The 26,610-nt window shown below is 57.0% G+C and carries 26 protein-coding genes; 7 read left to right on the plus strand and 19 right to left on the minus strand.

Going from position 1 to position 26,610, the window contains the following annotated elements; all coding sequences use genetic code 11:
* Both APY94_RS04835 and APY94_RS04840 read right to left on the minus strand, forming a co-directional pair.
* Nucleotides 1-1,902 (minus strand): CDC48 family AAA ATPase (locus APY94_RS04835; protein WP_058938556.1); only part of this gene is annotated, 1,902 nt, incomplete at its 3' end.
* Nucleotides 1,899-2,666: an amidohydrolase family protein gene (locus tag APY94_RS04840; RefSeq protein ID WP_058938557.1), complete on the minus strand. Its 768-nt coding sequence runs from the start codon at nt 2,664-2,666 to the stop codon at nt 1,899-1,901. The genes APY94_RS04840 and APY94_RS04835, both read right to left, overlap by 4 nt.
* A 130-nt stretch (nt 2,667-2,796) precedes the next feature.
* Here APY94_RS04840 and APY94_RS13335 point away from each other — a divergent pair, with 130 nt between their 5' ends.
* The 4 genes from APY94_RS13335 to APY94_RS04855 all read left to right on the plus strand — a co-directional run bounded on the left by APY94_RS13335 (nt 2,797) and on the right by APY94_RS04855 (nt 6,995).
* Entirely contained in the window at nt 2,797-2,952 is a 156-nt protein-coding gene (locus tag APY94_RS13335) for a hypothetical protein (RefSeq protein ID WP_169791800.1), read from the plus strand.
* A 64-nt stretch (nt 2,953-3,016) separates the two neighbouring features.
* Nucleotides 3,017-4,219: a molybdenum cofactor synthesis domain-containing protein gene (locus APY94_RS04845; protein WP_058938558.1), complete on the plus strand. Its 1,203-nt coding sequence runs from the start codon at nt 3,017-3,019 to the stop codon at nt 4,217-4,219.
* A gap of 73 nt (nt 4,220-4,292) precedes the next feature.
* A complete protein-coding gene (gene serS / locus APY94_RS04850; RefSeq protein ID WP_058938559.1) occupies nt 4,293-5,660 on the plus strand; it encodes a serine--tRNA ligase in 1,368 nt (455 codons plus the stop codon).
* A gap of 81 nt (nt 5,661-5,741) precedes the next feature.
* A complete protein-coding gene (locus tag APY94_RS04855) occupies nt 5,742-6,995 on the plus strand; it encodes an ATP-binding protein (RefSeq protein ID WP_058938560.1) in 1,254 nt (417 codons plus the stop codon).
* Here APY94_RS04855 and APY94_RS04860 read toward each other — a convergent pair.
* Nucleotides 6,992-7,696, minus strand: coding sequence for a nucleotidyltransferase domain-containing protein (locus APY94_RS04860; protein ID WP_058938561.1), 705 nt, complete (start codon nt 7,694-7,696; stop codon nt 6,992-6,994). The two genes, APY94_RS04855 and APY94_RS04860, sit on opposite strands and share 4 nt — an antisense overlap.
* Before the next feature lie 81 nt (nt 7,697-7,777).
* Between APY94_RS04860 and APY94_RS04865 the strand changes: the two genes are divergently transcribed.
* Entirely contained in the window at nt 7,778-8,200 is a 423-nt protein-coding gene (locus APY94_RS04865; RefSeq protein ID WP_058938562.1) for a hypothetical protein, read from the plus strand.
* A 15-nt stretch (nt 8,201-8,215) separates the two neighbouring features.
* Here APY94_RS04865 and APY94_RS04870 read toward each other — a convergent pair whose 3' ends face one another.
* The 7 genes from APY94_RS04870 to APY94_RS04900 all read right to left on the minus strand — a co-directional run bounded on the left by APY94_RS04870 (nt 8,216) and on the right by APY94_RS04900 (nt 15,513).
* Nucleotides 8,216-9,388 carry a hypothetical protein gene (locus APY94_RS04870; protein ID WP_058938563.1) on the minus strand — a complete coding sequence of 391 codons (1,173 nt, stop codon included), beginning with the start codon at nt 9,386-9,388 and terminating at the stop codon, nt 8,216-8,218.
* An 84-nt stretch (nt 9,389-9,472) separates the two neighbouring features.
* Nucleotides 9,473-10,492 (minus strand): L-threonylcarbamoyladenylate synthase, encoded by a 1,020-nt coding sequence (locus tag APY94_RS04875; protein ID WP_058938564.1) that lies wholly within the window; start codon nt 10,490-10,492, stop codon nt 9,473-9,475.
* A 40-nt stretch (nt 10,493-10,532) separates the two neighbouring features.
* Nucleotides 10,533-11,570 (minus strand): glycosyltransferase family 4 protein, encoded by a 1,038-nt coding sequence (locus APY94_RS04880; RefSeq protein ID WP_058938565.1) that lies wholly within the window; start codon nt 11,568-11,570, stop codon nt 10,533-10,535.
* 38 nt (nt 11,571-11,608) lie between these two features.
* On the minus strand, nt 11,609-12,832 hold the full coding sequence (locus tag APY94_RS04885; protein ID WP_058938566.1) for a cell wall-binding repeat 2 family protein: 1,224 nt from the start codon (nt 12,830-12,832) through the stop codon (nt 11,609-11,611).
* A gap of 142 nt (nt 12,833-12,974) precedes the next feature.
* On the minus strand, nt 12,975-14,417 hold the full coding sequence (gene asnB / locus APY94_RS04890) for an asparagine synthase (glutamine-hydrolyzing) (RefSeq protein WP_058938567.1): 1,443 nt from the start codon (nt 14,415-14,417) through the stop codon (nt 12,975-12,977).
* A 176-nt stretch (nt 14,418-14,593) separates the two neighbouring features.
* Nucleotides 14,594-15,163, minus strand: a complete 570-nt coding sequence (locus tag APY94_RS04895; RefSeq protein WP_058938568.1) for an ASCH domain-containing protein — start codon at nt 15,161-15,163, stop codon at nt 14,594-14,596.
* Between the two features lie 5 nt (nt 15,164-15,168).
* Complete coding sequence (locus tag APY94_RS04900) at nt 15,169-15,513, minus strand: ASCH domain-containing protein (RefSeq protein WP_058938569.1); 345 nt, start codon at nt 15,511-15,513, stop codon at nt 15,169-15,171.
* Nucleotides 15,514-15,603: 90 nt separating this feature from the next.
* On the opposite strand from APY94_RS04900, the gene APY94_RS12910 reads away from it, so the two are divergent.
* Together APY94_RS12910 and APY94_RS04905 are read left to right on the plus strand one after the other, a co-directional pair.
* Nucleotides 15,604-15,771 carry a class III signal peptide-containing protein gene (locus tag APY94_RS12910; RefSeq protein ID WP_083500618.1) on the plus strand — a complete coding sequence of 56 codons (168 nt, stop codon included), beginning with the start codon at nt 15,604-15,606 and terminating at the stop codon, nt 15,769-15,771.
* Nucleotides 15,772-15,780: 9 nt separating this feature from the next.
* Entirely contained in the window at nt 15,781-16,995 is a 1,215-nt protein-coding gene (locus APY94_RS04905; protein WP_058938570.1) for an A24 family peptidase C-terminal domain-containing protein, read from the plus strand.
* Between the two features lie 149 nt (nt 16,996-17,144).
* Here APY94_RS04905 and APY94_RS04910 read toward each other — a convergent pair whose 3' ends face one another.
* The 9 genes from APY94_RS04910 to APY94_RS04950 form a co-directional block, all read right to left on the minus strand.
* Nucleotides 17,145-17,789, minus strand: a complete 645-nt coding sequence (locus APY94_RS04910; protein WP_058938571.1) for an HAD-IB family phosphatase — start codon at nt 17,787-17,789, stop codon at nt 17,145-17,147.
* 287 nt (nt 17,790-18,076) lie between these two features.
* A complete protein-coding gene (locus APY94_RS04915; RefSeq protein ID WP_058938572.1) occupies nt 18,077-18,736 on the minus strand; it encodes a protein-L-isoaspartate(D-aspartate) O-methyltransferase in 660 nt (219 codons plus the stop codon).
* Between the two features lie 46 nt (nt 18,737-18,782).
* On the minus strand, nt 18,783-20,717 hold the full coding sequence (locus tag APY94_RS04920; protein ID WP_058938573.1) for a CARDB domain-containing protein: 1,935 nt from the start codon (nt 20,715-20,717) through the stop codon (nt 18,783-18,785).
* Nucleotides 20,714-22,444 carry an archaellar assembly protein FlaJ gene (gene flaJ, locus APY94_RS04925; RefSeq protein WP_058938574.1) on the minus strand — a complete coding sequence of 577 codons (1,731 nt, stop codon included), beginning with the start codon at nt 22,442-22,444 and terminating at the stop codon, nt 20,714-20,716. The genes APY94_RS04920 and flaJ overlap by 4 nt, the downstream gene beginning before the upstream one ends.
* A 12-nt stretch (nt 22,445-22,456) precedes the next feature.
* Complete coding sequence (locus APY94_RS04930; RefSeq protein WP_058938575.1) at nt 22,457-24,094, minus strand: type II/IV secretion system ATPase subunit; 1,638 nt, start codon at nt 24,092-24,094, stop codon at nt 22,457-22,459.
* Between the two features lies 1 nt (nt 24,095).
* The gene (locus APY94_RS04935) at nt 24,096-24,794 is read right to left on the minus strand and encodes an ATPase domain-containing protein (protein ID WP_058938576.1); all 699 of its coding nucleotides are present in this window, start codon (nt 24,792-24,794) and stop codon (nt 24,096-24,098) included.
* A 51-nt stretch (nt 24,795-24,845) separates the two neighbouring features.
* Complete coding sequence (locus APY94_RS04940) at nt 24,846-25,322, minus strand: flagellar protein G (RefSeq protein WP_058938577.1); 477 nt, start codon at nt 25,320-25,322, stop codon at nt 24,846-24,848.
* Nucleotides 25,322-25,846 (minus strand): flagella, encoded by a 525-nt coding sequence (locus APY94_RS04945; protein ID WP_058938578.1) that lies wholly within the window; start codon nt 25,844-25,846, stop codon nt 25,322-25,324. Before APY94_RS04945 ends, APY94_RS04940 begins: the two co-directional genes overlap by 1 nt.
* Before the next feature lie 27 nt (nt 25,847-25,873).
* The coding region (locus APY94_RS04950; RefSeq protein WP_281176001.1) for a FlaD/FlaE family flagellar protein at nt 25,874-26,610 on the minus strand (737 nt) is incomplete at its 5' end.

Here is a 26,610-nt window from a genome sequence, read left to right on the forward strand (position 1 = left end):
CTTCCTGAATATCTCCCTCACGCGCTTCTCGCTCTCGCCCACCCACTTGCTGAGAACCTCCGGACCGCGGATGCCGATGAAGTTGGCCTCGCTCTCCGTCGCCACGGCCTTAGCTAGGAGCGTCTTACCTGTTCCGGGCGGGCCGTAGAGGAGCACACCCCTCGGCGGTTCAATGCCGAGCCTCTGGAACGCCTTGGGATATTTCATCGGCCACTCGACCGCCTCTTTGAGCTCCTGCTTTACCTCCTCGAGGCCGCCTATGTCCTCCCAGCGGACGTTCGGCATCTCGATGAGCACTTCCCTGAGCGCGCTTGGGTCCACCATCTTGAGGGCCTCGTAGAAGTCCGCCTTCCTCACACGGAGTTCCTGGAGAACCTCCGGGGGTATCTTCTCGTGCTCGGGACTTATCTTGCCCTCGTTTATGAGCCTCCTGAGGACGACCATTGCGGCCTCCCTGGCGAGGGCGGCGAGGTCGGCGCCGACGAAGCCGTGCGTCTTCTCCGCGATTCTCTCGAGCATCCACTCGATGAGCCTGGTTCTGACCTCTGGGTAAACCTCGCTCGCGCTCTTCAGAATCTCCTTCACCTCGTCGTCGCTCCTGGCCTTCTCAATGCGCTCCATCAGCTTTTTGAGAACCTCCTCGTCAAAGGCTTTCCTTTTGAGGAGCTCCTTCAGAACCTTGAGGACCGTCTCCCTGTCGTAATCCGGCTCGAGGGGCATTCCCCTCGTGTGTATCTGGAGTATCTCCTTCCTGCCCTTCTTGTCGGGAACGCCGACCTCTATCTCCCTGTCGAAGCGTCCGGGCCTTCTGAGGGCTGGATCCAGGGCATCCGGCCTGTTGGTAGCTGCTATGACTATGACCTTCCCGCGTCCCTTCAGGCCGTCCATCAGAGTAAGCAGCTGGCTGACAACGCGTTTTTCAACCTCCCCAACGACCTCCTCTCTCTTGGGAGCTATCGCGTCAATCTCGTCTATGAATATGATGCTGGGGGCGTTCTCTTCGGCCTCCTTGAATATCTCCCTCAAACGCTCCTCGCTCTCACCGTAGAATTTGCTCATGACCTCGGGGCCGTTGATGGCTATGAAGTGCGCGTTGGCTTCGTTTGCCACAGCCTTGGCCAGGAGAGTCTTACCTGTTCCAGGCGGGCCGTAAAGCAGAACACCCTTCGGCGGTTCAATTCCAAGGCGCTCAAAGAGCTCCGGGTGCTTGAGCGGAAGCTCCACCATCTCGCGTATCTTTTGGATGGCGTCGTTCAGGCCGCCGATGTCCTCGTAGGTGACCTCTGGGATGGCCTCCTCGCGCACCTCAACCGCCTGCGGGAGGACCTCAACCTCGGTGTTGTAAGTTATCTGGACGACGCCCTTGGGGTTGGTGCTGACCACCACGAACTTCAGCTCCCCGAACCCGAGGGGCATTGTCTCGAAGAGCCCCCTGAGCAGCTCGTCAAAGGGCGAGCCGCCGTAGTAGGTCTCCCCCCTGCTGCTGGCGACCACCAGGTCCCCCTTCACCACGGGCCTTCCCAGGAGGTTCTGCTTCACCATATCGCCGGGTATCTGGATGAAGACGCCCTTCTGGGCCGGAGCGAGGGTGACCTTCTTCGCCTCCTGCACCTCCGCCTTCGCCACCGTCACGTAGTCGCCTATGCTGACCCCGGCGTTCCTCCTTATGTAGCCGTCCATTCTGATGATGTCGAGTCCCCTGTCGTCCGGGTGGGGGTTGGCCACTATCGCAGCGGTTGTACGGTCACCTATCAGCTCCACGATGTCGCCCGGCTCCACCCCGAGCTGCTTCTGGAACTTCCTGTCGAACCGGACTATTCCCCTGCCAACATCCCTCTTCAGGGCCTCTGCAACGCGGAGCTTAATCTTCTCGTACCTCTCCTCATCCTTACCGAAGATCACCTTGACCGCCTCCTCCTCTTCTGTCTGTCTATCGCCTCATCCAGCGTCAGGTTGCCCAGCGCAACTTCGCGGGCCAGTCTGGAGGATATCGTGATGTTCCCGCTCAGCTCACGGCTCCGCCTCTTTATATCGTCTATCTCACGCTTTGTCGGCTCCTTAACGTCGAGCAGCTCGCCTATGGGAACTTCCTTCCCCTCGCGCAGGCCTATGTTTATGGCCGCCACGATGTCCTGCACCTGGGACACCTCTATGCCGCACACCTTGGGGGTGGTCCTCGACTCATTCACGACGATGAGGGGATAATCGTAGCCGAGCACGTCCGCGAGGGCCTTGAGCATGAGCACCCTCTGCCTCTTGGCGCCGTGGCCGATTTTGATTTTAGCACCGGGGTACTTATCCAGCAGGTCGAGGATTATTTCAACGTCGCGCGGGCTCTTCAGGTGGTGAACCTCGAGCACACGGTTATCTGCGACGACGCTCAGTCCCGGCCTTTCCCCAGGGTCTATGGCGATGTAAATCCTCTTAAACCTCTCCCTGCCTTCGAGCTTCGCCAGGAGTTCGTCTATGAAGTTCTCGTCCCTAACAACGACTTTTACAGGAAACCCGACCCTACCGTAGTCCCGTTCACCCGTCAGGACCACCTCAACGTCAAAGGGTATCTCCTCACCCACCTGAAGGCTGTGGAAGGGTATGCCGTACTCCTTCAACACTTTGGTGGCGGTGTAGTAAACGCGGGCGTCGCTCGTTACGATGGCTACTCTCATGATTTCTACTTGGCCTCATCAATTAAAAACCTTTCTAACCGGCCGAATCACAGAATTTGGCCACGAAATGCTTTAAATTGGTAGAAAAAAGTTTATAAGCCATTATCGGGAGATAGAAACGGGGATCGGGATGCAGCCTCCTAAGAAAAAGAAGAAGGTCGAGGAGTTCGAAGGGGAAGAGCTTTTCGAGGAAGAGGAGGAGTGGGAGCTAGGGGAGGACGAGCTCGACGAGGACTGGGAGGAAGACTGGGAGGAGGAAGACTGGGAAGAAGATGAGGAATGGTGAGTTAAACGTTTTCTTTTACGCAACCCATTTATAGAAAGGTGCTCTCTTTTCTCCCGGTGATAGAATGGCGTTCCTGAAGGTCGTCCCCCTGGAAAAGGCTCTCGAGGTCATAAACTCATTCCCGCTGGAGCCAAAAATCGAAAGCGTCCCCCTGAGCGAAGCCCTGGGCAGGGTTCTGGCGGAGGATGTAACCTCTCCCGTGGACGTCCCTCCCTTCGACAGGGCCACCGTCGACGGTTATGCAGTTCGCGCGGAAGACACCTTCATGACGGGCGAGAGCGAGCCGGTTAGATTGAAAGTCGTTGGGGAGATAAACGCAGGAGACACTCCGACGGTGGAGCTCAAGCCCGGTGAGAGCGTTTACATCTCCACGGGCGCACCCCTGCCCAGGAATGCCGATGCGGTGGTACAGTTCGAGGACGTGGACAGGGAAGGGGAAGATGTCATTATCTACAAGCCGGCCTACCCCGGCCTCGGCGTCATGAAGGCCGGAGCCGACATCCCGAAGGGGAAGGCCCTTCTCAAACGTGGAACCCGGCTGACCTTCAAGGACACCGCACTTCTCTCGGCGGTCGGCTTCTCGGAAGTCAAAGTCTTCAGGAAGCCCAGGGTTGCCGTGATAAGCACAGGAAACGAAGTGGTTCTCCCAGGGACTGAGCTGAGGTACGGTCAGATATACGACATAAACGGCCGCGCAATAGCGGACGCGGTCAGGGAGCTCGGTGGCGAGGCCCTCTTCCTCGGCATAGCCAGGGACGACCGCGAGAGCCTCAAGGCGCTCATCGAGACGGGAATCGAGTGCTGCGACATCGTACTCCTCAGCGGCGGTGCGAGCGGTGGAATAAGGGACCTGACCAGCTCGATAATCGAGGAGCTCGGCGAAGTGAAGATTCATGGCATAGCGATTCAGCCGGGTAAGCCGACGATAATCGGCCTGATCAACGGAAAGCCAGTCTTTGGTCTGCCCGGCTACCCGACCAGCTGTCTCACCAACTTCACCCTGCTCGTTGCACCGCTCCTGAGGAGGCTCCTCAGAAGAGAGAGCGAAGTCAGAAAAGTTAGGAAGAAGCTCGCCCACAAGGTTTTCTCCGTCAAAGGCAGGCGTCAGTTCCTCCCGGTCAGGATAGAGGGCGAAAAGGCGGTGCCTATACTCAAGGGAAGCGGAGCGGTCACGAGCTTCGTAGATGCCGACGGCTTCATCGAGGTTCCAGAGAACGTCGAGATACTGGAGGCTGGCGAGGAGGTTGAGGTCACGTTCTTTGGCTGAGCTGCCACGACGCCGGCTGGCTCATCAAAACCTTTTTTAAACTCCTTCACCTTCTTTCCCCAGGTGGAAGACTATGCTGGACATAAAGCTCATCCGTGAAAATCCCGATATCGTCAGGGGCGACCTCATAAAGCGCGGGGAGATAGAGAAGCTCAAGTGGATAGACGAGATTCTGGAGCTCGATGCCAGATGGCGCGATAACCTGAAGAGGATAAACGCCCTCAGGAAGGAGCGCAACCAGCTGGCGGTTCAGATAGGCAAGCTCAAGAAGGCGGGCGAACCGATAGACGACCTCCTGGCAAGGAGCAACGAGATAGTGAAGCAGATTGAGGAGCTCGAGAAAGAAGTCGAGGAGCTGAGGAAGAGGATAGACTACTACCTCTGGCGCCTCCCGAACATCACCCACGAGAGCGTTCCCGTCGGCAAGGACGACACCGAAAACGTCCCCATCAGGTTCTGGGGTAAGGCTCGCGTCTGGGAGGGCTTCCTCGAGAGCTTTAAGGAGCAGAGCCTCGGAAAGATGGACTACGAGGTTCTCGACTGGAGGCCGAGGCTTCACGTGGACATGCTCGAGCTCCTAAAGGGTGCGGACATTGAGAGGGCCGCGAAGGTCAGCGGCGCGAGGTTCTACTACCTCATGAACGAGCTGGTCATCCTCGACCTGGCACTCCTCCGCTTTGCCCTCGACAAGCTCATCGAGAAGGGCTTCGTCCCCGTCATACCGCCCTACATGGTGCGCCGCTTTGTTGAGGAGGGCGTCACGAGCTTCGGCGACTTCGAGGACGTCATCTACAAGGTGGAGGGCGAGGACCTTTACCTCGTCCCGACCGCCGAGCACCCGCTGGCCGGGATGCACGCCAACGAGATAATCGAGGGCAAAGACCTGCCGCTCCTCTACGCCGGCGTGAGCCCCTGCTTCCGCAAGGAGGCTGGAACGGCGGGCAAGGACACGAAGGGAATCTTCCGCGTCCACCAGTTCCACAAGGTCGAGCAGTTCGTTTACGCGAGGCCCGAGGAGAGCTGGGAGTGGCACGAGAAGCTCATAGCCAACGCAGAGGAGATATTCCGGGAGCTTGAGATCCCCTACAGGGTCGTGAACATCTGCACCGGCGATCTGGGCTATGTCGCCGCCAAGAAGTACGACATCGAGGCATGGATGGCGGGCCAGGGCAAGTTCAGGGAGGTTGTTTCGGCGAGCAATTGCACCGAGTGGCAGGCGAGAAGGCTGAACATCCGCTACCGCGACAAGACCCACGAGAAGCCCAAGTTCGTCCACACGCTCAACTCCACCGCGATAGCGACCTCGAGGGCAATCGTTGCCATCCTCGAGAACTTCCAGACCGAGGAGGGCGTCGTGAAGCTCCCGAAGGCCCTCTGGAAGTACACGGGCTTCAAGGAGATACTCCCAGCGAGCATGAAGGAGAGGTGCTGCCAAGACTGAAGATGTTTTCCTTTTCCATCTTGTTCTATATACAGTACAAAGATTTATAAAGAATTGTTCTGTATATAGTCCGTGATTGCTATGATAGAGCGAGAAACATGGGCCGAGGTCATCCTTGACTACAGCGCCCTTTCATTCAGAGGCATTGAACGCGATATAGAGGTTCCCTGTCCAAGGACGAACCTTGCCGTTTCCATTATAGGTCCGAGGAGATCCGGTAAGACGTACCTGATGTTCCAGACGATGGAGAAGCTGAAGGAGGACGTTCCTGCTGACAGGATTTTCTACGTGAACTTTGAAGACCCGAGACTCGTTGGTGCAACTCTGGATGACCTGATGACCTTTCTGGAGGTTCTCCGCGAGCTGGCCGGAGGTGGGAGCTTTTATCTCTTCCTCGATGAGGTTCAGGTCGTTGATGGATGGGAACGCTTTGTCCGCTATCTACTCGATATGGGGAACAGAGTTTTTGTCTCTGGCTCTTCGGCAAAGCTCCTCTCCAGGGAGATAGCAACCCACCTGCGGGGACGTTCGATATCGTTCAGGGTTCTCCCCTTTTCCTTCAGGGAGTTCCTTGAGGCCAGGGGTTTTGAGGCCAAGAAGTACGTTTCGAGTGAGGAAAAGGCCAGGCTCCTCTCCCTGCTTAAGGGTTACATAGAATGGGGAGGTTATCCGGAAGTCGCCTTGAATCCGGAGCTGAGAACTGAGATCCTCCGCGGAATCCTGGATCTCGCGATATACCGGGACATCGTCGAGCGCTGGGAGGTCAGGAACCTCTCTGCCCTTAGGCTGCTCCTCAAGGTTCTCGCCCGTTCAAGCCACCTGACGCTGGGCAAGATTTATTCGACCATGAAAAGCCTTGGCGTGTCCGTTGGAAAGGGCACGCTGGCCGATTACCTGGAATACCTGTCCGATGCCATGATCCTTTACCTCCTCCCACCTTACGTGAAGTCCTACAAGAAAGCGGAGATGCTGGGGTTCAAGCCATACCTGGTAGACAACGGCCTGCTGAGGATTATGGGCGTTAAAGACATGGGCAGGCTGATGGAGAACCTCACCTTCGTGGAGCTCATTAAAAGGGGCTTTGAGCCAGGTGAGGATCTTTTCTATGTCCCCGGTGATAGCTGGGAAGTTGACTTCCTCGCGGGGGACGAGCTCATACAGGTCAGTTATGAACTCCACCCCTTCAACAGGGAACGGGAACTGCGGGCGCTCATAATGACCTCTAAAAAAACCGGCATCAAAAAGCTGACCGTGCTGACGTTCGCCGATGAGGAAAGCATAAGTGTTGAAGGCATGGAAGTGAAAGTTTTACCGCTTTACAAATGGCTTCTCTAGACCCCTCCCCGCTCCCGCACCTTTCTCCTGACGTTCGGGTCGCGGTCGGCTATCACCTTCAGTGCTTCCTCGAAGCTCATCCAGTCGGGAACTTCCTCGTTGATGTAGATTCCGGTTCTTCCTATCGCGTCCCTCCTCGTCAGAACGTGGACGCGCTCGGTGACGATGTCCACACTAACTCCGAGGATTCTGGCGACCTCGCTCTCCCGCCCAACGACTTCCCTCTCGATGTGTCCCCTCTCGGTGGGGACTATGAGTATCAGCTTCTTATTGACGCCGGTGACGCGCTCCTTCGTTTTCACACCCCACAAATCAACCGCCCCGCCCCACCGGTAAAACTCAAGCTCCCTGTCGGTGGGGTCGATTAACGGGAATGTGACGGTTGTTTCGTTGTCTATCTCGATGACCCCCTTGATGAGGTGCCACGGAGTTGCCATGACTATCTTCCTCTGCCCCACGAGCCCCTCAAGGGCGAGTTCGATAAGGTAGCTCGGCACCCTGTATGGTATGAAGATGTCCACGTCGCTGTCCTGCCTGACGTCCCCCCTGGCGACGCTGCCGTAGATGAGGGGATCGAACTGGCTAAGCCTCTCCATTATCTTTAGCGCTCTCTCCCTCTTCTCCAGGAGGTAGCGCCATCTCTTTGGGGGATAGACCACTTCCCGTTCATCCCATATCCTGACGACTTTTTCCCTCGGCATCTGAGGGAGTTCGGGGGAAAGTTTAAAGCCCTACCGATAGCGTTTTATACAAACCCATCGACTTCGAGGTGGTGAAAGAAAATGCCAGTGCTCGGGTTCAACATAACCAAGGTTGAAATGAAGAAGGTTTCCTTTTCCGTCCCAGCCGGCCAGATTGAGGTCAGGCTCTCGCCGAAGATTGAGGAGATTCGCCTCGGTGAGATCAGGACCCCAACCGGTAAGCTGAACGGCATAGAAATCCTCTTCAGATACGAGATAGAGTACAACCCCAAGATCGCCGACGGTGCGATCGATGGCGTCATACTCTACCTTCCGCCGCGGAAGGAGAAGATGGACGAGATACTCAACCTCTGGGAGGATGAGAAGAAGATAGACCCCATAACCTTCGCGGAGGTCGTCAACTTCATAACCAAAGAAGTCTCCCCGATGCTGATGCTTCTCGCGAAGGAGATGCGCCTGCCGTACCACGTACCCCTCCCGAGGGTCGAGGTCAAGTCATCCTAATCTCTTTTAATTCTCTCAGAGTGAGCGATAGACTCCCTCGGCCTCATGGATTTTTTCCAGAACCTCAACGAGTCCCTCCCTCTTCATGGCGTTCTCTCCGAGTTCCAGGGCTTTCGTGTGTTTTCCCCTGTCGGTGTAGTACTCTATGTTCTCGATGTCCTCCAGCACATCCACGCGGCTGTTTAACGCGGCGAAGTGTTTAAGTGCGGCGAGCCTCACCCGCACCCTGAACTCCATACCGCTCCTGGTCTCGAGGGCGCTCTTGTACGTCCCCATGGCCTCGTCAAGCTTCCCTATCCCCATGAGAGCCTCGGTCAGCTCCACGAGCTTTTCCGTCGCCATCTCGTCGTTGCCCTTTGAGCGGTGGGCACTTATCACCTGGTACAGTATTCTGGCGGCGTTGAGGCCGATGAGCTTGGCCCTGTTGAAGTTCCTCGCCAGCATGTACGCGTACTGGGCCTTGACGAGGCAGGTGGTGGTACCGTCCAGGTCACCGTTGGAGTAGGCTATCTTGCTTGCCCTCTCAAAGTTCTTTGCAGCGGTGTCCATCATCTCAATGAAATGGATGTCGTAGCCAAACAGCGCTCGTATAAAGGCCGCGAGGCGGTAGAACGCTTCCGCCGCTCTTTCGATATCCCCGCTTTCCAGCCTGCTTTCCGCGACCTGGCCGTAGAGGGTTATCATTGTCTCGGCTATCCTCTTGTACGCCTCGACGTTGTCCACCAGCTTGTAGTACCTGTAGGCGGACTCGTACGCCTTTATTGCCATCTCTATATCATCGTTGTCCTGATAGGACGCCCCAAGGTCCTCGTAGATTCCGGCGAACTCCTCAGCGTACCTTGTCAGGCCCCTGCGATCGTCCAGGGTCGCGAATATCTCAAGGACACTGAAGCAGTACTCATCGAGAACATCGACGTCAACATCGGGTCTGGATATCTCACCGTCTATAAGGTCGAGATAGAGGTAGGCGCTCTTCAGAAGAGAGGGCCGGGCCTTTTCAACGGACTTCGTTCTCTCCAGAAGAACGTAACCGAGGTATTTGTACAGCCTGGCCGCGTCCTCACTCATTCCAGCCTCCTCATAGCCCTTCGCGGCCCGCAGCATAAGTTTGAGCCCCTCTTTCACATGACCGCCGTTGATTTTTTTGATAGCGAGCTGTTCGAGGTCCTCTGGCCCTTCCAGCCCCATGCTACCCACCAAATTTCTCACCCCATATGATTCAAGTCCCTGACGGTTGCCTAAATCTTGGCCCTCCAGATATTTAAGCGTTGTCTATGCCCAGACTATTCTGTACCCTGCTGCCTTTCTCAGTCTGTTCATCACCGCGAATCCCAGCCCTTTCTCCTCGATTCCCTCCGCGATTATGACGTCCACACCGCGTTTATCCAGCTCCCTGAGCGCCCTGAAGAGGTTCCTCGCCACTTCCTCCTCGGTACTCCCCAGGTGGAAGAACTCGTCCGCGTCGTACTCCTCCGTGGCCATCACCCCAACGGTGAGGCCATCCGCGCGGTACTCGTGCACCAGCTCGGTTATCTTACGCCTCACGTTCTCCCTCTTTCCCTCGACCACTATAACCCGGGCGTTCGGCGAGTAGTGCTTGTACTTCATCCCGGGGGAGCGGGCGACGTCCACGAGCTTACCCCTGACCGCCGGATGTATCTCGACCCCCCCGATGACCTTCTCGATTTCTTCCAGTGGAAGGCCGCCGGGCCTCAGCAGGGTCGGCCTCTCCGAGCTGAGGTCTATCACCGTTGATTCAACACCTATCTTAGTCTCGCCGCCGTCGATTATGCACTCTATCCTCCCGTAGAAGTCGTCTATGACGTGCTCCGCCAGGGTGGGGCTCGGCTTTCCGCTTATGTTCGCTGAGGGTGCCGCCACGGGGGTACTCGCTCTTATAAGCGCGAGAGCTATCGGGTGCGCAGGCATTCTGACGGCCACGGTGTCGAGGCCACCGGTAGTGACGTCCGGGACGTTCTCATTCCTCGGCAGGACCATCGTCAGGGGGCCTGGCCAGAACCTCTCGGCGAGGAGCCTTGCCTCACGGGGAACATCCCTCGCGAGCCGCCCCAGATCGCTGAAGTCAGCTATGTGAACGATGAGCGGGTTGTCCGCCGGCCTGCCCTTGGCCTCGAATATCCTCCTCACGGCCCGGGCGTTCAGGGCATCTGCACCGAGGCCGTAAACGGTCTCGGTCGGGAACGCGACCAGCTTTCCCTCAAGTATGAACCTGGCGGCTATCTTTATGCCCCTCTCATCGACTCCGTCTCGCATGTTGATTACTACCGTCATGCTCTCACCCCTGAGAGGGCGAGAAAAAGCAGTTAAAAACCTATCTCAGGGCGGACTCGTAAACCCTCTCAACTTCCCCCGCAACCTTCCCCCAGGAGTAGAGCTTTGAAACGTGCCTTCCGGTTGAGCCGGCTTTCCTGTTTACCTTTGGTTCAAGGAGCTCCCCCACAGCCTCAACGAGCTCATCGAACGTCCCGAAGGTGAGTCCGTTCTTCCCCGCTCTGATCAGCTCGGGAACCGCGCTCACGCGCCTTCCCACTGCAGGGACGCCCAGGCTGTTGGCCTCTATGACGACAAGGCCAAAGCCCTCCCTCCTGGAGGGCAGGACGAGGAGAACGCTTTCCGACAGAATCTTTCCAACGTCCCCCCTGTACCCAAGGAACCTCACGTTTCCGGGTGCACTCGCTTCCAGACTCCCCCTGAGCGGGCCGTCACCCACCACAAGGAATTCCCTCTCGGGAAACGCCCTCGCCAGCTCTATGAAAGTCCCCGGGCTTTTGTATTTGCGGAGGGCGCCGATGAACGTGATGTACCTCCTCCCGTTCTCCGGTTCCCCGGCCCCTTCGAGTTCACGCACCCCGTTGGGTATGACACTCACCCTTCCCGCCCCGAGGGCCAGTGCCTTCCTTGCCAGCCAGTGGCTAACCGCTATTACCGCGTCCGCCTCGGCGAGGGTTTTTTTCACGTAAAACCTTCCGAAGGCCAGCTTTGCCGTGTGCTCCAGGTCGCTTCCGTGGGCTGTGACGACGAGAGGAAGGCCGGTTTTCTCCTTCGCGAGAACGCCCGCGAAGCTGGTCGTTCCAACAAAGTGGGCGTGGATCAAATCGAACCCCAGTTCCCTGTGGAGCCGGACGATTTTCCTGGAACCCAGAAAGGCAAAGCTCGTCCCCCTCAGTCCGTAAACCTGCGGAACCTTAACCTGGTGGACGAACTCCCGCTCGAACTCCCTCGGCTCAACCGGCCCGTAGGTCAGGACGTGAACCTCGTGGCGTTTTCTGAGCTCTCTCACGAGGCCCTCAAGGTGGTTGGCAACGCCACCGGCGTGGGGGGGATAGTGACCAACCATTAGAATCCTCATTTTGACCGGGGAGAATGGAGAAGAGGCGTTAAAAAGACTTATGGTCTGCCCCTGTCCCGTCCCTCAGGGCGAGGTGGATGGGGAACGCCGTGCTTCCAGACGGTTTTTTCTGCCAGCATCTCCTTTATACGGGGTATGAGATCGTTGATTACCTCGGAGTAATCCCCCCTCTTGAGGGCATCCTCCGCCTGCTGGAGCAGGTTTTCTATCTCATCCACATCGTAGCCCTTTGCTCTGAGGACGTTTACCATGACCTCAAGCTGTGAAAGCCTTCTCTGGAGCCTCACCTCCGCCGAGCCCTGGTACACTGTCCTTATTTCCACGTACGTCCTCGCTATCACAAAATCCGCCTCTCCCCCCGCACGTATGGCCAGCAGGTATGCCATGGAGTAGTCGCCCGCGTTGTACGCACTCCACGCCTCCTCGAGCAGGCCCCTGGCGGCTTCGAGCTTTCTTCTGGCAGCGGGTATCTGAAGGCCGTCGAGCAGCTTCTCCGCCCTGTCCGTCTTGTTCTGGACTGCCGTGAGAACCTCGAGGGTGTCCCTTGGCCCCGGCGAGGTCGCTTTCTCTTCGGTGCCTATGTCATTCCCGAAGCGCTCCCGGGCAAATCCCAGAACTTCCCCCTGGTTCAGGGGAAACAGGGGCTCTCCCCCGTCCGATGTCGCCATGTACACGACTCCCTTCAGCCTGCTGAACTTTGCCAGCGCCTCAAGTGTCTCGTTGGTTTTTCCGTCGTCCGTCAGGATGAGGATGGGCCTTCCATGCGTCCCGGAGGGTCCGATTTTAACCGTCCTGGCGTACTCCCTCAGCGCGAGTCCGTCCCTGCCGTTGGCGATTACTACGGTCTCGATGCCCTCGAAAGCCTCCGGAAACTCCTTCTTCAGTCCCTCTATCACGGCCAGATTTGTCTCGTACCTCGTCTCCCCGTACCAGCGCTCGTAGGAGATTCCGAAGTCGTCCAGATCGCCCGTGTAGTCCTCGGGGATTGCGACGGGTCCGCCGATTATTATCACCCTCCCCGGCTCCTCGCTGAGAATCTCCGCGCTGATCTCCGGACTGTACGTTCCCCAGGGACTTACGATAACCCTGGCACCCAGCAGGGCGGCCACGCTGTACGCCAGTGCCGCGTCAGCCTCATTGTCCGTCACGAGGATAACGATGCCCTGGTCCGCGGCGGAGGCGTACCCGACGCTCCCCCCAGGGATGACGGCCAGTATGAAGATAAGTCCGATGAAAATGACGGCGGGTTTTTTCAACTCCACGTTCTCTCACCAGCCTACCGTTGGAAAAGGGCCTATTTAAGCCTTTTTCACGAAACCGTTCGGCAGCGTTAGCCCCGCTGGCAGGAAAAAACGTGGAGGTGCCCCATTTGGGGCGGGACTATTAAAGAACGTTCAGGAACGTTTATTCCCGTTTAAAAATCTCCCTGAAGACTTTCTCTGCGTATTCCCTCAGTCCCAGACCCTCGCTCTTTGCGAGTTTCTCCAGGAGCTTCTGGGAACCGCTGCCGTACTGGGCCGCCTTCTTTTCCCTCATGGCAATCTCCTTCGGCAGACCCAGCTCCAGCGCCGCTTTTCTCAGAACGGCCTTTCTCACACCCCCGGATATCTTCGCATCAAGCGGTGTGTTAATTGCCGCTGAGACGACGGACAGGCTCAGGAAGGGGAAGCGTCCCTCCACCGAGTTCATCATGGCTATCTTGTCGTCCCTGGCGAGGTTCCTCTCACCCAGCCCCTTCAGGTCTTCCTCCATAAGCTCGGGCCTCTCCAGGTACTTCGCGTAGCCGCCGAAGAGCTCGTCGGCCCCCTGCCCGCTCAGGAGAACCTTGACGCCGTCGTCCCTCGCGAGCCGCGTGGCGAAGTACAGGGGTATCCCGATGGCCAGATTCATAGGGTTCGGTTCCTCTATCGCAAAGGCAACCCTTGGAACCGCCTCCATCACATCGTCCAGGTCGAAGACGTACTCCCTGAGCTCCAGGCCGAGCCTGTCCGCGGCCAGTCTGGCCCATTCGATGTCGGGACTTCCCTCCACCCCCGCGGTATAGAGGACGACGTCGGAGTACTCCGAGGCGATGAGAGCAACGAGGGAGCTGTCCAGTCCCCCGGAGAAGAGAACGCCGGTCTTCTTCCCCACCCTGTGGCGGACGGAGCAGGTCAGGGCCCTGCCGATGGCCTTAACCGCCCTCTCGGGGTCGAAGGGCTTCCTCCTCAGCTCTTCCAGCCGGAGGACTTTCCTGACTTCAACGCCCTCCCTCGAGATTGTGACCAGCTCGCCGGGTTCTACCGGAATGGCCTCCTGCCCAATGGCCCACAGCACCTTTTTCTCGCTCGCGAAAAACCCCTCCGGGGAGCGGTACAGCGGCCTTACGCCCAGCGGGTCGCGGAAGAGGTGAATTCTCTCGCCGTCGGAGAAGGCCACGGCGTAGTCCCCCTCCATCATCAGCATCGCCTTCCGAACCGCCCCGAAGGCGTCCAGCCCGCGGTCGAGGAAGAACTCGATGAGCCTGAGGATTACCTCGCTGTCCACGTCCGTCTTGAAGGATACCCCCCTTCCCTCCAGCCACGTCCTCAGCTCGCGGTGGTTGTATATTTCGCCGTTGTGGACGAGGGCCAGCTCATTGACGAAGGGCTGGGTAAAGCCCAGGGAGCCAGTCATGGCGAGCCTGCACTGTATGAGACCTATCTTCCCGTCGGGCATTTCGGGAACCTTTGAGAAGTCGCTCGATTTCAGTACGCCCTCGTCCGTCCAGACGCCGAAGCTGTCCTCTCCCCTGTGCTTTCCGGCGTTTATCATGACGATGGACCTGTCCCTGAGATTTGAACCGAGTCCACCCGCCACAAGGCACATGCTCTCCCACCGCTGAAAGTTGGTCGTCGTTAAGAAAAGACTTCCCGCTTTCGAGGTGGGATAGTGATAGGAAGCGGCCGGAAATTCTGAACATCCGTCCAAATTTGTGCCGGATGGCTGAACCATGGGCTCCGGGACGTCACAGGGAGAAAAATCCGGAGGGCAGCTCACGGGCATCAGAGCTTTGGCCCCATGATGCCCCTCCTTTTCAGCTCCTTGTAAGCCCTCCTGAGGGCGTCCCTAATCAGATACCTCTTGTTCATGCCCCCCAGCCGGTGGGCGGCCTTTCTGAGACTCCCCGCCTGGAGGAAGAGTTCGAGGAGCTCTCTGTCTTCTTCGGAGAGGTCAAGATGTTTGAGGGCCTTCTCGGCTATCTCCACCGGGAGGTTGCCCTCGTAGGCGTAATCCGAGCTCATGACCGGCTTATCGAACTTCTCCACGAGACGGAAGACTATAACGTGGGCGATGGAGTCGTCGTCCACGTGTTTGTAATGGCTTTTGAGGGCCCTTATAAGCTCCTCCCTGCTCGAAAAACCGTCCCGAAAAGCGTCCTCGTCAGTAAGCTCGCCAACCGTTTTACTCTCAACCCTCTCGATAACCGCCTTCCCTATCGCGTAGCCGCCCGAGTGCAGGAGGACTTCGTCGCCGGGCTCCAGATTCGGCCTCCTGCCGAGCCTCACCGTTGCCCTCTTCCTTCCGCTCAGTATCGCCTCGGCGTAGCGTCCGTCGAACTCCAGGTGGCGCACCGGGATCACCGCCCGCTTTTCTCACCCACGAGCTTGAACCTTATGGCGATGACGCCGTAGCGGTTCTCCTTCCACTTTGGGTACATGCCGTGGAACCGCTTCACCGCCCTCTCAAAGCTCGGCTCATCCGGAAAGATCTTCTTTATGGGCTCTTCCCTCAGAACCTGACGGAATGTCTCGTATTCCTTCACGCCCGTGATCACGGCGGGAACCTGATCGTTGAAGATTATCTTGTCACCGGGCTTCATTCCCCGGAACTGGGGGTAGGCAACCCTAACCTCTATCCTCTTCTCGCCGGACTTTATGTAGTCCAGGTATTCCTCGCGAACCCTCAACCTGTACACTCTCATCTTCATCACGACCCAGATTCCATTTCCCGTTTAAAAGGCTGATGGAAACTTTTAAATCCTTTAGCGCCGAATTAAAGTCAGGTGTAAACGATGAGGCACAGGGGGCAGGGAGCGCTGGAGTACCTTTTCATGCTGGCTGCTGTTCTGATACTGGTCACGATGGCAATCCGGGTCATCATGAGTAGCGTCCACGATCTCAACAGTGCGGTCTCCAACTACACCAAGGAGGTTCGGAAGCAGATACTCGAAGACCTGTGAGGTGAAATCATGGAGACGGTCCCCCTGATTCTGGGTCTTTTAGCGGGAGTACTGACCTCTTACACCGATATTAAGACGGGGTTCATCTTCGACAACCACGCTTTTCCAACCCTCACTCTCATTGGACGTCTCCTCGGGTGGGAGGAAGAGGAAGAAGAGGAGAGCGAGCTTCCCACCTGGCTTGGCAAGATCGTGATTCCGGCCGCCGAAGTCGGCGTCCTGTACTATCTGTACCGGGGAATACAGGCCCATGATGGCCTGCTGGCCGCCTCCGGATTCATCGGACTGATACTGGGCTTTATCCTCGGTCTCTTGCTCTACTACATCGGGGCCTGGGCCAGCGGTGATGTGGTTGTTCTGGCGGCGTTCTCCGCCCTTCTGCCCCTCGCCCCAGCCGCCGCGGATGTCGTCCCCCCCTACGGAACGACGTACCCTCTGTACCCCCTGGCAGTGCTTTTCAACAGCATCCTGGCAGTGTTTCCCTTCATCTTCGTATACTCCCTGGCCGTCCTCGTGCTCAGGAAGAGGTTTCACGCCCTGAGGGAGGTCTTCGTGGGAGGACTGCGCACCACCGTTGAGTTCACCCTGTGGATAGTTGCCGTCATAACCGTTCAGGCAATCATGGGAAGCGCCGGAATCTCAAGTCCCGTAACCGGAATCCTCGTGGCGCTCGTCCTGCTGCCCGTCTTTATGAGGCTCCACCACCTCGGCAACGCCGCCGGCATTCTGTCCATCGGATACCTCATGTACCTGGATCCAACGGTCGCACTCTTAACCTCCGGGAGGGTTTTTGTCCTCATCTACCTCCTAAAGGTGCTCCTCTCCACTGTCAAGTTCATGCGTGTGGAGGTGCTGATGGAAGAGGTCCCCGTGGAGGAGTTGAACGAGTGGGACATACTCGGTGAGGTCATCCACGAGATTAACGGTGAGGTAATGCGGGACAGGGAGGACGGTCTTGAACGCATTAAGCACACCCTAGTCTCATGGGATCTGGGATCGCTGAAGCCCAAGCGGGGACGGATCATAGCCTCCCCCACAGCGGAAGGACTCAGAAAAGAGCAGATAGAAGAGCTCAAGCGCCTCGTGGAGGAGGGAAGGATTGAAAACTCCTTCCTCAGGAAAAAATCAATGCCCTTCGCCCCAGCGCTTTTCATCGGGTTCCTGATGGCATACTTCTGGGGGGACATCTTCTGGTGGCTCGTTCTGAGGGTCGCCGGGCTCTGAATCAGAGTTAGACTTTTAAGTCCCTGCGCGGAGAAACCACCGCCGGCCCGGCGTCCGCCCACCCCGCGGAGGAGTGAGGCGGGGATTCCGGCCGGGCCGACAGGGGAATGAGGAGCTTTTGCTTTGCTGACGCGTGATGAGCACGCCCTTCACCGACCCCGCTCAGCGCCGTCCTCCACCAGCCCCGCTATTATCTCCATCACCTCGTGGAGGCTCTCAACGTTGTGGTCGCCTTCCACCCCCTCGTGGGGGTTTATCGCTATGCTGACGTCGGCTTCTTTAAACATGCTCAGGTCGTTGTATCCATCACCGACCGCTATTGTTACCTCGGGTTCAAGCTCCGCCTTCAGCTCCCGGAGTATGGTCCCCTTGCTCTTGAAGTCGACAATGGGGTTGACCTTCCCGGTAACAACGCCGTTCTCGTCGAATATCAGCTCGTTGGCGAAGACGTAGTCAACCCCGAGCTCCTTCGCTATCCTTCCGGCGAGGCACATGAGACCGCTGCTGAGTATCGCTATTCTGAAGTCGTTCTCCCGGAGAAACTCGATGAGCTCCCTCGCTCCCTCCATGTACTCAACCGAGTTCGCCCATTCCATAATCTCCTCCCTCGTGTGACCTCTCCAGAGGGAGGCGTCGAGTTCGGCCCACTTCACGTAGTCTATTTTTCCCGCAAAGAAGAGCTCGGCGTATTCCTTCCCCTTTTCCCAGGTTCCAAAGCGCTTGTGAAGTTCAACCCAGCTGGAGATGGATTTGACCAGGGTTCCCTCGAGGTCAAAGGCTATGAGCTTAACCATCGTACCACCTGAAAAGAGAAAGAGGGGAAACTTAAAAGCCTACCCGTTCTGGTTAGTCGTGGTTTGTGTAAAGTTCGTAAACCTCGTTACGGTTAATCTTCCCCGCTCCCATCTTCATTGGGTGGCTTTCGGGGGGAACGGTGAACTCCCCACATCTTCAGGCTTTTCAGCAGTCTCCATTCGGGCTTAAAACCCCCACATACCGGAGACCGCTCATAAATACAAAATCCACTCCAAAGATATTTATTTAAAAATTTCGGAAAACATAAACCCACAAAAGTCACAATTTATGAAACAACCCTCCAGCCGTGCTCACCCATAAGGGGGACGAAGGCAACCCCGCCCCATCTTTTCTTCCGGACCTCCCCGTCCTCGGTCTTGGTCATAATATACAGCTCCTGCCAGAGATGATGGCTTCCAACCGGGATGATGAGCCTCCCGCCCGGCTTCAGCTGTTCGATCAGGGGTTCCGGAACCTTCGGTGCCCCCGCGGTGACGATTATCCTGTCGTAGGGGGCTTTGGGAGGAAAGCCCTTCGTGCCGTCGCCGAGGAAAACGTGAACGTTCTTCACTCCCGCTCGCTCGAGGTTTCTCCTCGCAAACTCGACCAGCTCGGGAATCCGTTCGACCGTGTAAACATCGCTCTTCACGAGCTCCGCGATCAGAGCCGCGTTCCATCCGCTGCCCGTTCCAATCTCAAGGACGTTCATTCCCCGCTCAAGCTCGGCCAGCTCCAGCATTATCGCCACCATGTGGGGAGCCGAGATGGTCTGCCCCGCGGGAATCGGAAGGGGCTCATCAACGTGGGCGTAGTCCCGGTAGCGCTTTTCAACGAAGAGGTACCGTGGATACCTGAGAAAAGCCCTCCTAACGGCCTCGCTCCTGATGATGCCCCCCTCCACAAGGGAAGCCACCCTCCGGCGCCACAACCCATCCAGTTTTTCCATGGTGTTCACCAGATAAACATAAAGAAAAAGGGCGTATCAACCTTTCTCATGATCTGTGGGCCTGATACCACGCGAAGATTATGACGGCTAGGGCACCGATAACAATCCCGATTACCATCCACACAACCTTGGAGGTTGTTGGTGTGTACGGAACCGTTTGGACTTCGGTCACAGTGCTTTCGATGGACGTGGTCTCTGTACTGGTCTCGGTGACGGTCACGGTTCCGTTGGAAGGTACCGTGGTCGTCACGGTGATGGTCTTCGTTATCACCGCGGTGTCGTTCCCGGTTGGGGCCACGATGTCCAGCGCAACTGTGCTTGAGTTGACGGTCCCCGCGATGGTGTTTAGGGCAACCCTGAACGTCTTTTTCCCGGGGGAGTAGGGGATTACCATGACGCTGAAGGTCACGTTTTCACCGGGTGCCAGGCTCAGAGGGGCGACCAATCCACCCCCGTAGGACCCAAAGACCCCGTCGGGCTCAATAGTCACGCCCTCCGGGACGCTCACCGTGAGGTTAGCTGGTACAGACACGTCTCCGGCGTTCCTGACGTGGAACCTCAGGGTCACGGGATGATACACCGCAGGGTCCCCTTCCCACGATGCGTTGAGGAAGTAGGCAACCTTCGACGGCTCCACGTACGCGGTAACGGGGTTGGATGAGAATGTGAGCCTGGTGTAGCCCCCGCAGGCCAGTTCAAAGGGAGCAACAACATCCGCCACCACCCTTCCAAGCGTAACGTTGCCGTCGTCCGTCGGCATGACGGTTACCTTGAAGGTTTTTTCCTCACCCGGTTTCAGGAGGGCAATCTCTAGCGCACCCCCAGAAATAACCCGCACTCCACCCTCCGGAACGAAGCGGAGCGTGACGTTCGAAAGGGCCACCGTGCCGGTGTTCTTTACCCGGAAGGCAATACTCATCGGAAGGTACCGCTTCCCGCCCTCGGCGGTACCCTCTATCAGAAGGTTAGCCACCTTCCCCACGTCGGGAATCTTGGACTTGTCGAGAAAGACCTCAAAGGTGGCCTTTCCGTCGTCCTCCACGCCGTCCAGGATTACGGTTGCCCCCTTGTAGTACAGGCCCGTCGCCACGGCACCGCTTGAGAGTTTGGAGGTGGCCAGAACCGCGCCGCACGAGTTGAGCAGGGACGCCCTTATCGAACCATCGAATTTGTAGTCGTAGCGGAGCACGTATGGACCAACGTTCCGGGTCTGACCGGGGAAGAGTGAGAACACCGCATCCGGAACCGTCTCAACGTCGAGCGACGCCCCCCTGAAGAACACCGTCACCTTGGCGTACTCAACCCCGACCAAATCCTCCGCCTTGACGTGGAACGGGCCGATGTCCGCCTCCTTCCCAACGACCACGGAATACTCATTTCCATCGTATTCGAAGTAAAGCGTTTCAGTAAAGCCGTCAGCGGATTCCTCAACGGTGGCGTTGGTGAAGGTTAGCACGTGGTCCGAGATCGTCACGTTCTGGCCCCACTGGAGGTATCCCTCAAAGACCTTTGGGTAGGCGCTCACGGCAATCTTAAGGTTGCCGAAGGTAAACGTGCCGGAGGTGAAGTCCTTGGACTCGTTTCCCCGGGAAACGCGCACCTTCGCGCCCTTGCTCCCCACCGAGAGCAGCTCAATCGAGTAGTCCCCCAGCCTAACGGTCTCGCCCTCAACGATGTAGGGAAACGTCACGTTCAGGAATACGACGGGCCCCTCAGCCGCGGTGACCCTGACGTACCTCACCACAACGTCCCCGGCGGTGAAACCCTCCCCCGGGCTGAGGGAGAAGTCATTGTATGACGACTGTGCGTACGCGGTGCCAACCAGGACACCGTCCAGCGAGACGTCCCTGAACTCCAGGGTCACGTTCCCGAGGGAAATCGAACCCGGCAGGGAAAACCATCCGTTGAAGGACGACGCCGAGGCGAAACCCGCCGGAAGCAGAAGCATGAGCACCAGCGCGAACACGATGGCCCGTCTCACGGTATCACCCCCATAAGGTGGAGAAACATCTGGGCGGTTTCACCGCCCCCTCCCATTCCCATCATCCTCTCCATGAGTGTCTGACCCAGGTACATACCAACCGCGAATATCCACGACATTATGACGAAGTACCTGGCGGTGCCGAGCACGTGACCTCCGTCCGCGAGCTTGATAACGAGGGAGGAGAGGAGGGAGTGCATCACCATCATCACCAGCATTATGTAAAGGAGGAACCTCATTCCCGACGGCGGGATGACGTGGATTATATCCCCTATGTACTCGGTGGGTATCTGCATCTGGGCGAACATCTGGCTTATCGAAACGGCGACCTGGAATGAGGCGGCGAGGGAAAACGCAAACGCCCCGGTCAGACCGTAGATTATTCCGACGAAGCTCGCTATGCTCTGCTGCCTCTTCCTCCTGAGACGAACGAGCCGCTCAAAGTTCCTGCTGATGATGAGGCCAACGTAGTCAGGTTCCGCACCCATGCGGAGGCTTTCACGGAATATCTCCGAGAATATACCGATGAGCCAGCTCCCGGTTCCTGTTATAAAGAAGTCCCACGCCCTGTCCCTGTCAACCCTGATGGCGAGCCTCCTGTAGAGCGCCCTGATGTCCTCAGTGAGGGAACCGAAGTCGTGGGCACTGAGGTATTTGAGAACCAGCACAAGGGAGGCGCCGCTGGCGGCAAGGGATGAGCTCAGACTCCTTATGAACGCGGGAAAATTCTCGTCCTTCCTAGATATCCTCTTTTCCTCACTGTTGACAACGTGTCCGAGGTAAAAGAGGGGCGTCAGGATGAGGGCGAGAACGAAGGGCTCTGGTATATCAAACCTCACCCTGATGACGGTGAAGTAAAGGAGCGCAACTATAACAACCCCCACAACCGAATAAACCGCGGCCATCGTTATCCTTCTCCGCCTTACATCATCTATGCCCCTGTTCTCCGCCCAGAGGGGATCCTCGGGCATCCTGAACTTAACAACGAGCAGTATACCAACCTCGGCGGCGAGAGTCATCGCAACCGCGTACAGCCCCATCTTGCCGATGTCCATGCCGGTGATGAGGGGGCCTATGATGACGAACGCGGCGATGAACACGACCGAGATAATTATCGACTCGTATATCTCCTTGAATATATCGAGGTCGTAGAGCGCACCCTCGTAGAAGGTCTGGTAGTCGTCCATGACCGTCTGCTGCTCCTGGAAAAGGTACTCCTTGAGGTCAACACCACTGTCGAGAGAGTAAGCCAGCCTGTCGAGGAAGTCGGCGAACATTACACTGGGCGTCCTCCTCGCGAGGAATCGGAGGGCCTCTGGCATCGAGAGGTGAAGTCTGTTGACCACGGTGTGGACCTTTTTGAGCTCGCTCGCTATGGCACCCAGCTTGGGGTCGTTGGCGAGGATTTTGATGAGGTCGCTCCTCCGCATTTCACTCGTCGAGAGAACCGCGAAGTACGTGATGAAGTACGGCATTTTTGAGTTTATCGAAATCTTCTTGGTATCCGCTATCACGTAGGGATACACCGCGGCGTAAACCAGGAGAACAACGGGAATCAGGAACATGAGAACCTTGAGGGCACTGGGGAGGTAAAAAATTCTTCCGATTACGCCCACCGCGAGGAACAGAACCGCCGAGATAGCCATGTACGGCAGAAGAACCTTCCTGAGGTACGTGCCCATATCCAGGTCAGCCTTCGTGAAAATGCTGATGCCCTCCTCGGCCATGTCATCACCCCGTTAGATTCTGAAGCTCAGGCCCTCGATTCCACGCTGGTAGAAAGCCTTGATCTCGCGGTAGACGTCCCAGTAGTTCGTTATGCCCAGCTCGACCATCCTCTGGAGGATCCTCGCACGGAGGAACAGCTCGTTGTAAATCTCCTTGGGATCCTCGTAACCGGCTATCTCGGCTATCTTCCTCTCAAGGATGTAAGAGTTGTTGAAACCACGGAACACGTGCCTGTCCGACACGGGGTCCCACTCGAAGACGTTCCTCGTAGCGACACCGCCGAGCTCCTCGTAGTAGCCTTCGATCTCGACGACGTTGACCGTCCTCCTCAGGAACTTGCCCTTGATGTAGACAGCCTGCTGGAAGACCGCTATGTTGAGGTTGTCAATGAAGGTTATCGGGACGTTGATGGGATGCCCGGTGAAACGCTGTATCATCTTCTTGATATCACCGGCGTGGAAGGTGCTCATAACGGGGTGGCCGGTCTGCATGGCCTGGAATGCGATGGCACCCTCGGCACCACGAATCTCACCGACGATGATGTAGTTCGGCCTTGAACGCAGGGCCGCCTTCAGGAGGTCAAAGAGGGTAACCCTGCTCTCCTCGGGGCCCCTTTCACGGGTTATGAGTCTCTGCCATGTGGGATGCGGCACCTGAACCTCGGGGGTATCCTCCGCGGTGTAGATTTTGGATCCCGGCTTGATGAACGGGACTATTGAGTTGAGCAGGGTGGTCTTACCGGAAGCGGTCTCACCACAGACGAAAACGCTCATACCGTACTCAAGGGCTATCCAGAGATAGGCGGCAACTTCGGCGCTCAGCGTTCCCCATGAGATGAGCTGAACGATGCTGATGGGGGTTGCCGAGAACTTACGGATGGTGGCGCTCGGACCCTTGATGGAGATGTCCGGGGAGTAGATGATGTTGATACGCGAGCCGTCGGGGAGGGCACCGTCAACTATCGGCGTCCTGTCGCTGATCGGCCTTCCAATACGCTCGGCAATGTTCTTGAAGTAGTCCGCGAGCTTGACGTCGTCGCCGAAGGTTATGTTGGTCGGCATCATCTCGAATATCTTGTGGACGAGAGAGATGTTGTTGGCGCCGATGATGTGGATATCCTCGATGTAGGGGTCCCTCGCTATCGGCTCAAGCGGGCCGATACCGATGATGTCGCGCTTGATTAGGTAGCGGAACTTCTCCATCTCATCCTTGGTGATCAGAAATTTCTGACCCCTGCCCATTAAACCGCCTTTGCTCGATTTAACCAGCGCGAGCACGGCTTCATCAAAGAGGGCATCCAGAAAGCGCTCAAACTCTTCCTGCTCCTCAGGAATATCCCTGGTCGGCGCGAGCTCCAGGATTTTGTCCCTGATCCGGTTGTACTTCTGCTCTTCCTCGCGGCTCTCGATGCGGGGCTCGATGACGATGTACTTCTTGTCGGTCGTCATGTCCCCGTAGATGTGGATGAAGATGGGGTCACCTACCGGGTAGAGGATGTTGGGGTACATTATGTCCTTCATGTCCCTGGTGAGCTGAGGATGAAACTCCGGGAGCTTTCCGTACTTCCTCCTGAACTGATCAACGTACTTCCTAAGGTGGGGGTTTCTCGCCATTGCCTCCTCAAGGGTGTCGCTGATCACCTGCGCCATGTCACACCACCGCCGCAATCTCCACTATCAGCCCGACCTTCGGCTCGACACGGAACGGGATAATCTTCTGAAACAGTCCCTTGGCGTTGTTGTACTTGACTATCGTGGCCGAGTTCTTCAGGTCACCACCGAACACCTTGACGCTCAGACGGACGAGCATGCTTGCCGCTTCCTCAAGGACGAAGAGGGAGTCCCTGTCTATCTCCTCCGTGTTCGCGGTGAGGATGATGACCTTATCCAGGGAGGCCATTTTCTTGACGTACAGCAGAAAATCCCTAACCGCGCTCGGCTCCTGCTCACGGGAAAGGAGTGATGAGAATGAATCGATTATCATTATGTCCGGCTCCCACAGCCTGGGCTCACCAAACAACCTGCTGAGGAACTTCCTTTTCTCGCTGACACCGGTGAGAAGGGGATATAGTGAGACAAACATGAGCTTCTTCCTGATTAGAAAAGGGATTATATCGTAGCCGAGGGACTCCATCTGCTTGATGTATTCAACCGTGGTGTACTGGCTGGAGATGTAGCTGGCGGTGTACCCGTTCATGAGAAAGCCGTAGAGAAGGCGCTGGACGAAGATGGACTTACCGCTACCCCTGTCTCCCTCGATGAGCATAATCGTCCCGGCGGGGATGCCACCACCGAGACGCCGGTGCAGTTCATCGCCCTTGAGCTCTATCTTGAGGAGTTCCTCGACCAAGATGACCACCACCGTCTCGCGTTATTTTAACCGCCAAAGGCGTCCTTTATGTCAGGACACCCTGAAGACAAAGCTCCTGCGCTCGCCGTTCTCAATCACAACGGTGAGGGTGTGATAACCCTGCGTAAGGGCCGTACCCAGGGTGACCTTTATCACACCAACCTCATAGGCGTCGAGTGAACTTATCGAAGCCCCATTAACGTCGGTGAACGTGAGGTTGGCCGCGGGAACGAGGGATCCATCAATTAACACCTGGACGGCGTCGGGGGTAAATGCAATGGGCTCCTTTCCAATGTTTTTCATGTAAAACGTATAGTTGTAAGGCCCGGCTCCACTAACCGGTATGTTGTTCGGGTCGTTTATTATAGCGAAGTCCGTCCTCAGCTGGTCGGCCAGCATGGCACCCCTGTCGTTCATGCCGTGGGCTATGTCGGTGGTCACGTAGGCGAGACCGCCGGCGACACTGCCCGCGACGATAACTGCAACTATGAACAGTATGAGTTCGCTCGCCGGCCCTCCTGCGGCCATCAGCTCACCTCCAGTGGACAGCCGGTTGATGTATAGTCGACCACAACGGCAGAGCCGTTGTAGTACCAGCCAATGACGAAGTAGCAGCCGTTTTCGAATACAGTCTTCAATGCGTGGGGGGTCGAATCAAGGGGGATGTAGGTAACGTTAACATAAATGACATCCCCGGGCAGGACATAGGTATAATCACCAAGGAACCCAACGTTGTCGTCGGAAACATTATACAGGGTGACATACTTACCGTCGTATATACCTGTCCAGTGCGGTGCGTAGAGTGTGATTCCCCTGTCCTCCAAATGGAAGGTCACGTTATAGTAGTTGTTAGTGTTGTCAACAAGGTATGTGCCTGTGCTACCGTTAAGGACAAATCTCGTATTGAGTTGGGAGAGCCTCAGATTATACCACTCATCCTGGGCGGCCCGGACATTGGCGTAGCTGTTGTCCCACGCCGTGTAGAGGGTGCTGGCCGCTATTAAAAAGGAAATAAAGATGATCGCAGCGCTCGCCGATACGCTGAACCCCATAGGCCGCCCCCCATTCTTCTCAGTGCTTCAGATGCCGTAGAACTCGTCGAGGGTCTTCTCCAGCATTTTGATTTCCCTTTCGAGCTTGTCGAGGACGTTCCTGTTTATCCTGAGTCCCCTGAGCCTCTCGATGAAGAGGAGGCTTATGAGGTGGTCCTGAACGGTGAGCTTTTCAGCGGGCTTCCACTCGGGATCCCTGTGGTGCGGCCTGGTGCCCTTGGCGTAGTGCAGGAGGTTGTTGAGGACCCCCTCGCTTATCCAGCCTATCTCGTAGTAGAACTCAAGGACGCGCTCGAGGTTCTGGATGCCGACCCTGTCGATGAGGAACCCGAGCCACTTGAGTGCAATCATTGTGGAGACGATGTCATCGGGCAGCTTCTCCAGCCTGGCCTTCCTCGGCTCCTCCTCAAAGAGCAGGCTTGCGATGTCCTCCGGAATCTGGAACTTCTCAGCCATCTTAACACCACCTTCCTCCTTTTCAACAGATTCTTCCTCAATTTCAACCTCGTGAGCAGGAACCTCTTCAGGGGCTTCAACCTCTTCGGTCTCCACCGCCTCAGGGGCGGCCTCTTCAATACCTTCCTCGTGAGCCTCCTCTGGGAGTTCCTCAATCGGGGCCTCTTCGACCTCGATGGTCTCGACTCCCTCCTCGGGGAGTTCCTCGATTTCTTCCTCAACGGTGACCTCGGGAACCTCTTCCACCGGTGCCTCCTCCGCCTCTTCCTCGGGCGGCACTTCAAGGATGGCCTCCTCGGCGGCGGTTT

The organism is Thermococcus celericrescens (assembly GCF_001484195.1).
In the GTDB taxonomy this organism is placed as follows: domain Archaea; phylum Methanobacteriota_B; class Thermococci; order Thermococcales; family Thermococcaceae; genus Thermococcus; species Thermococcus celericrescens.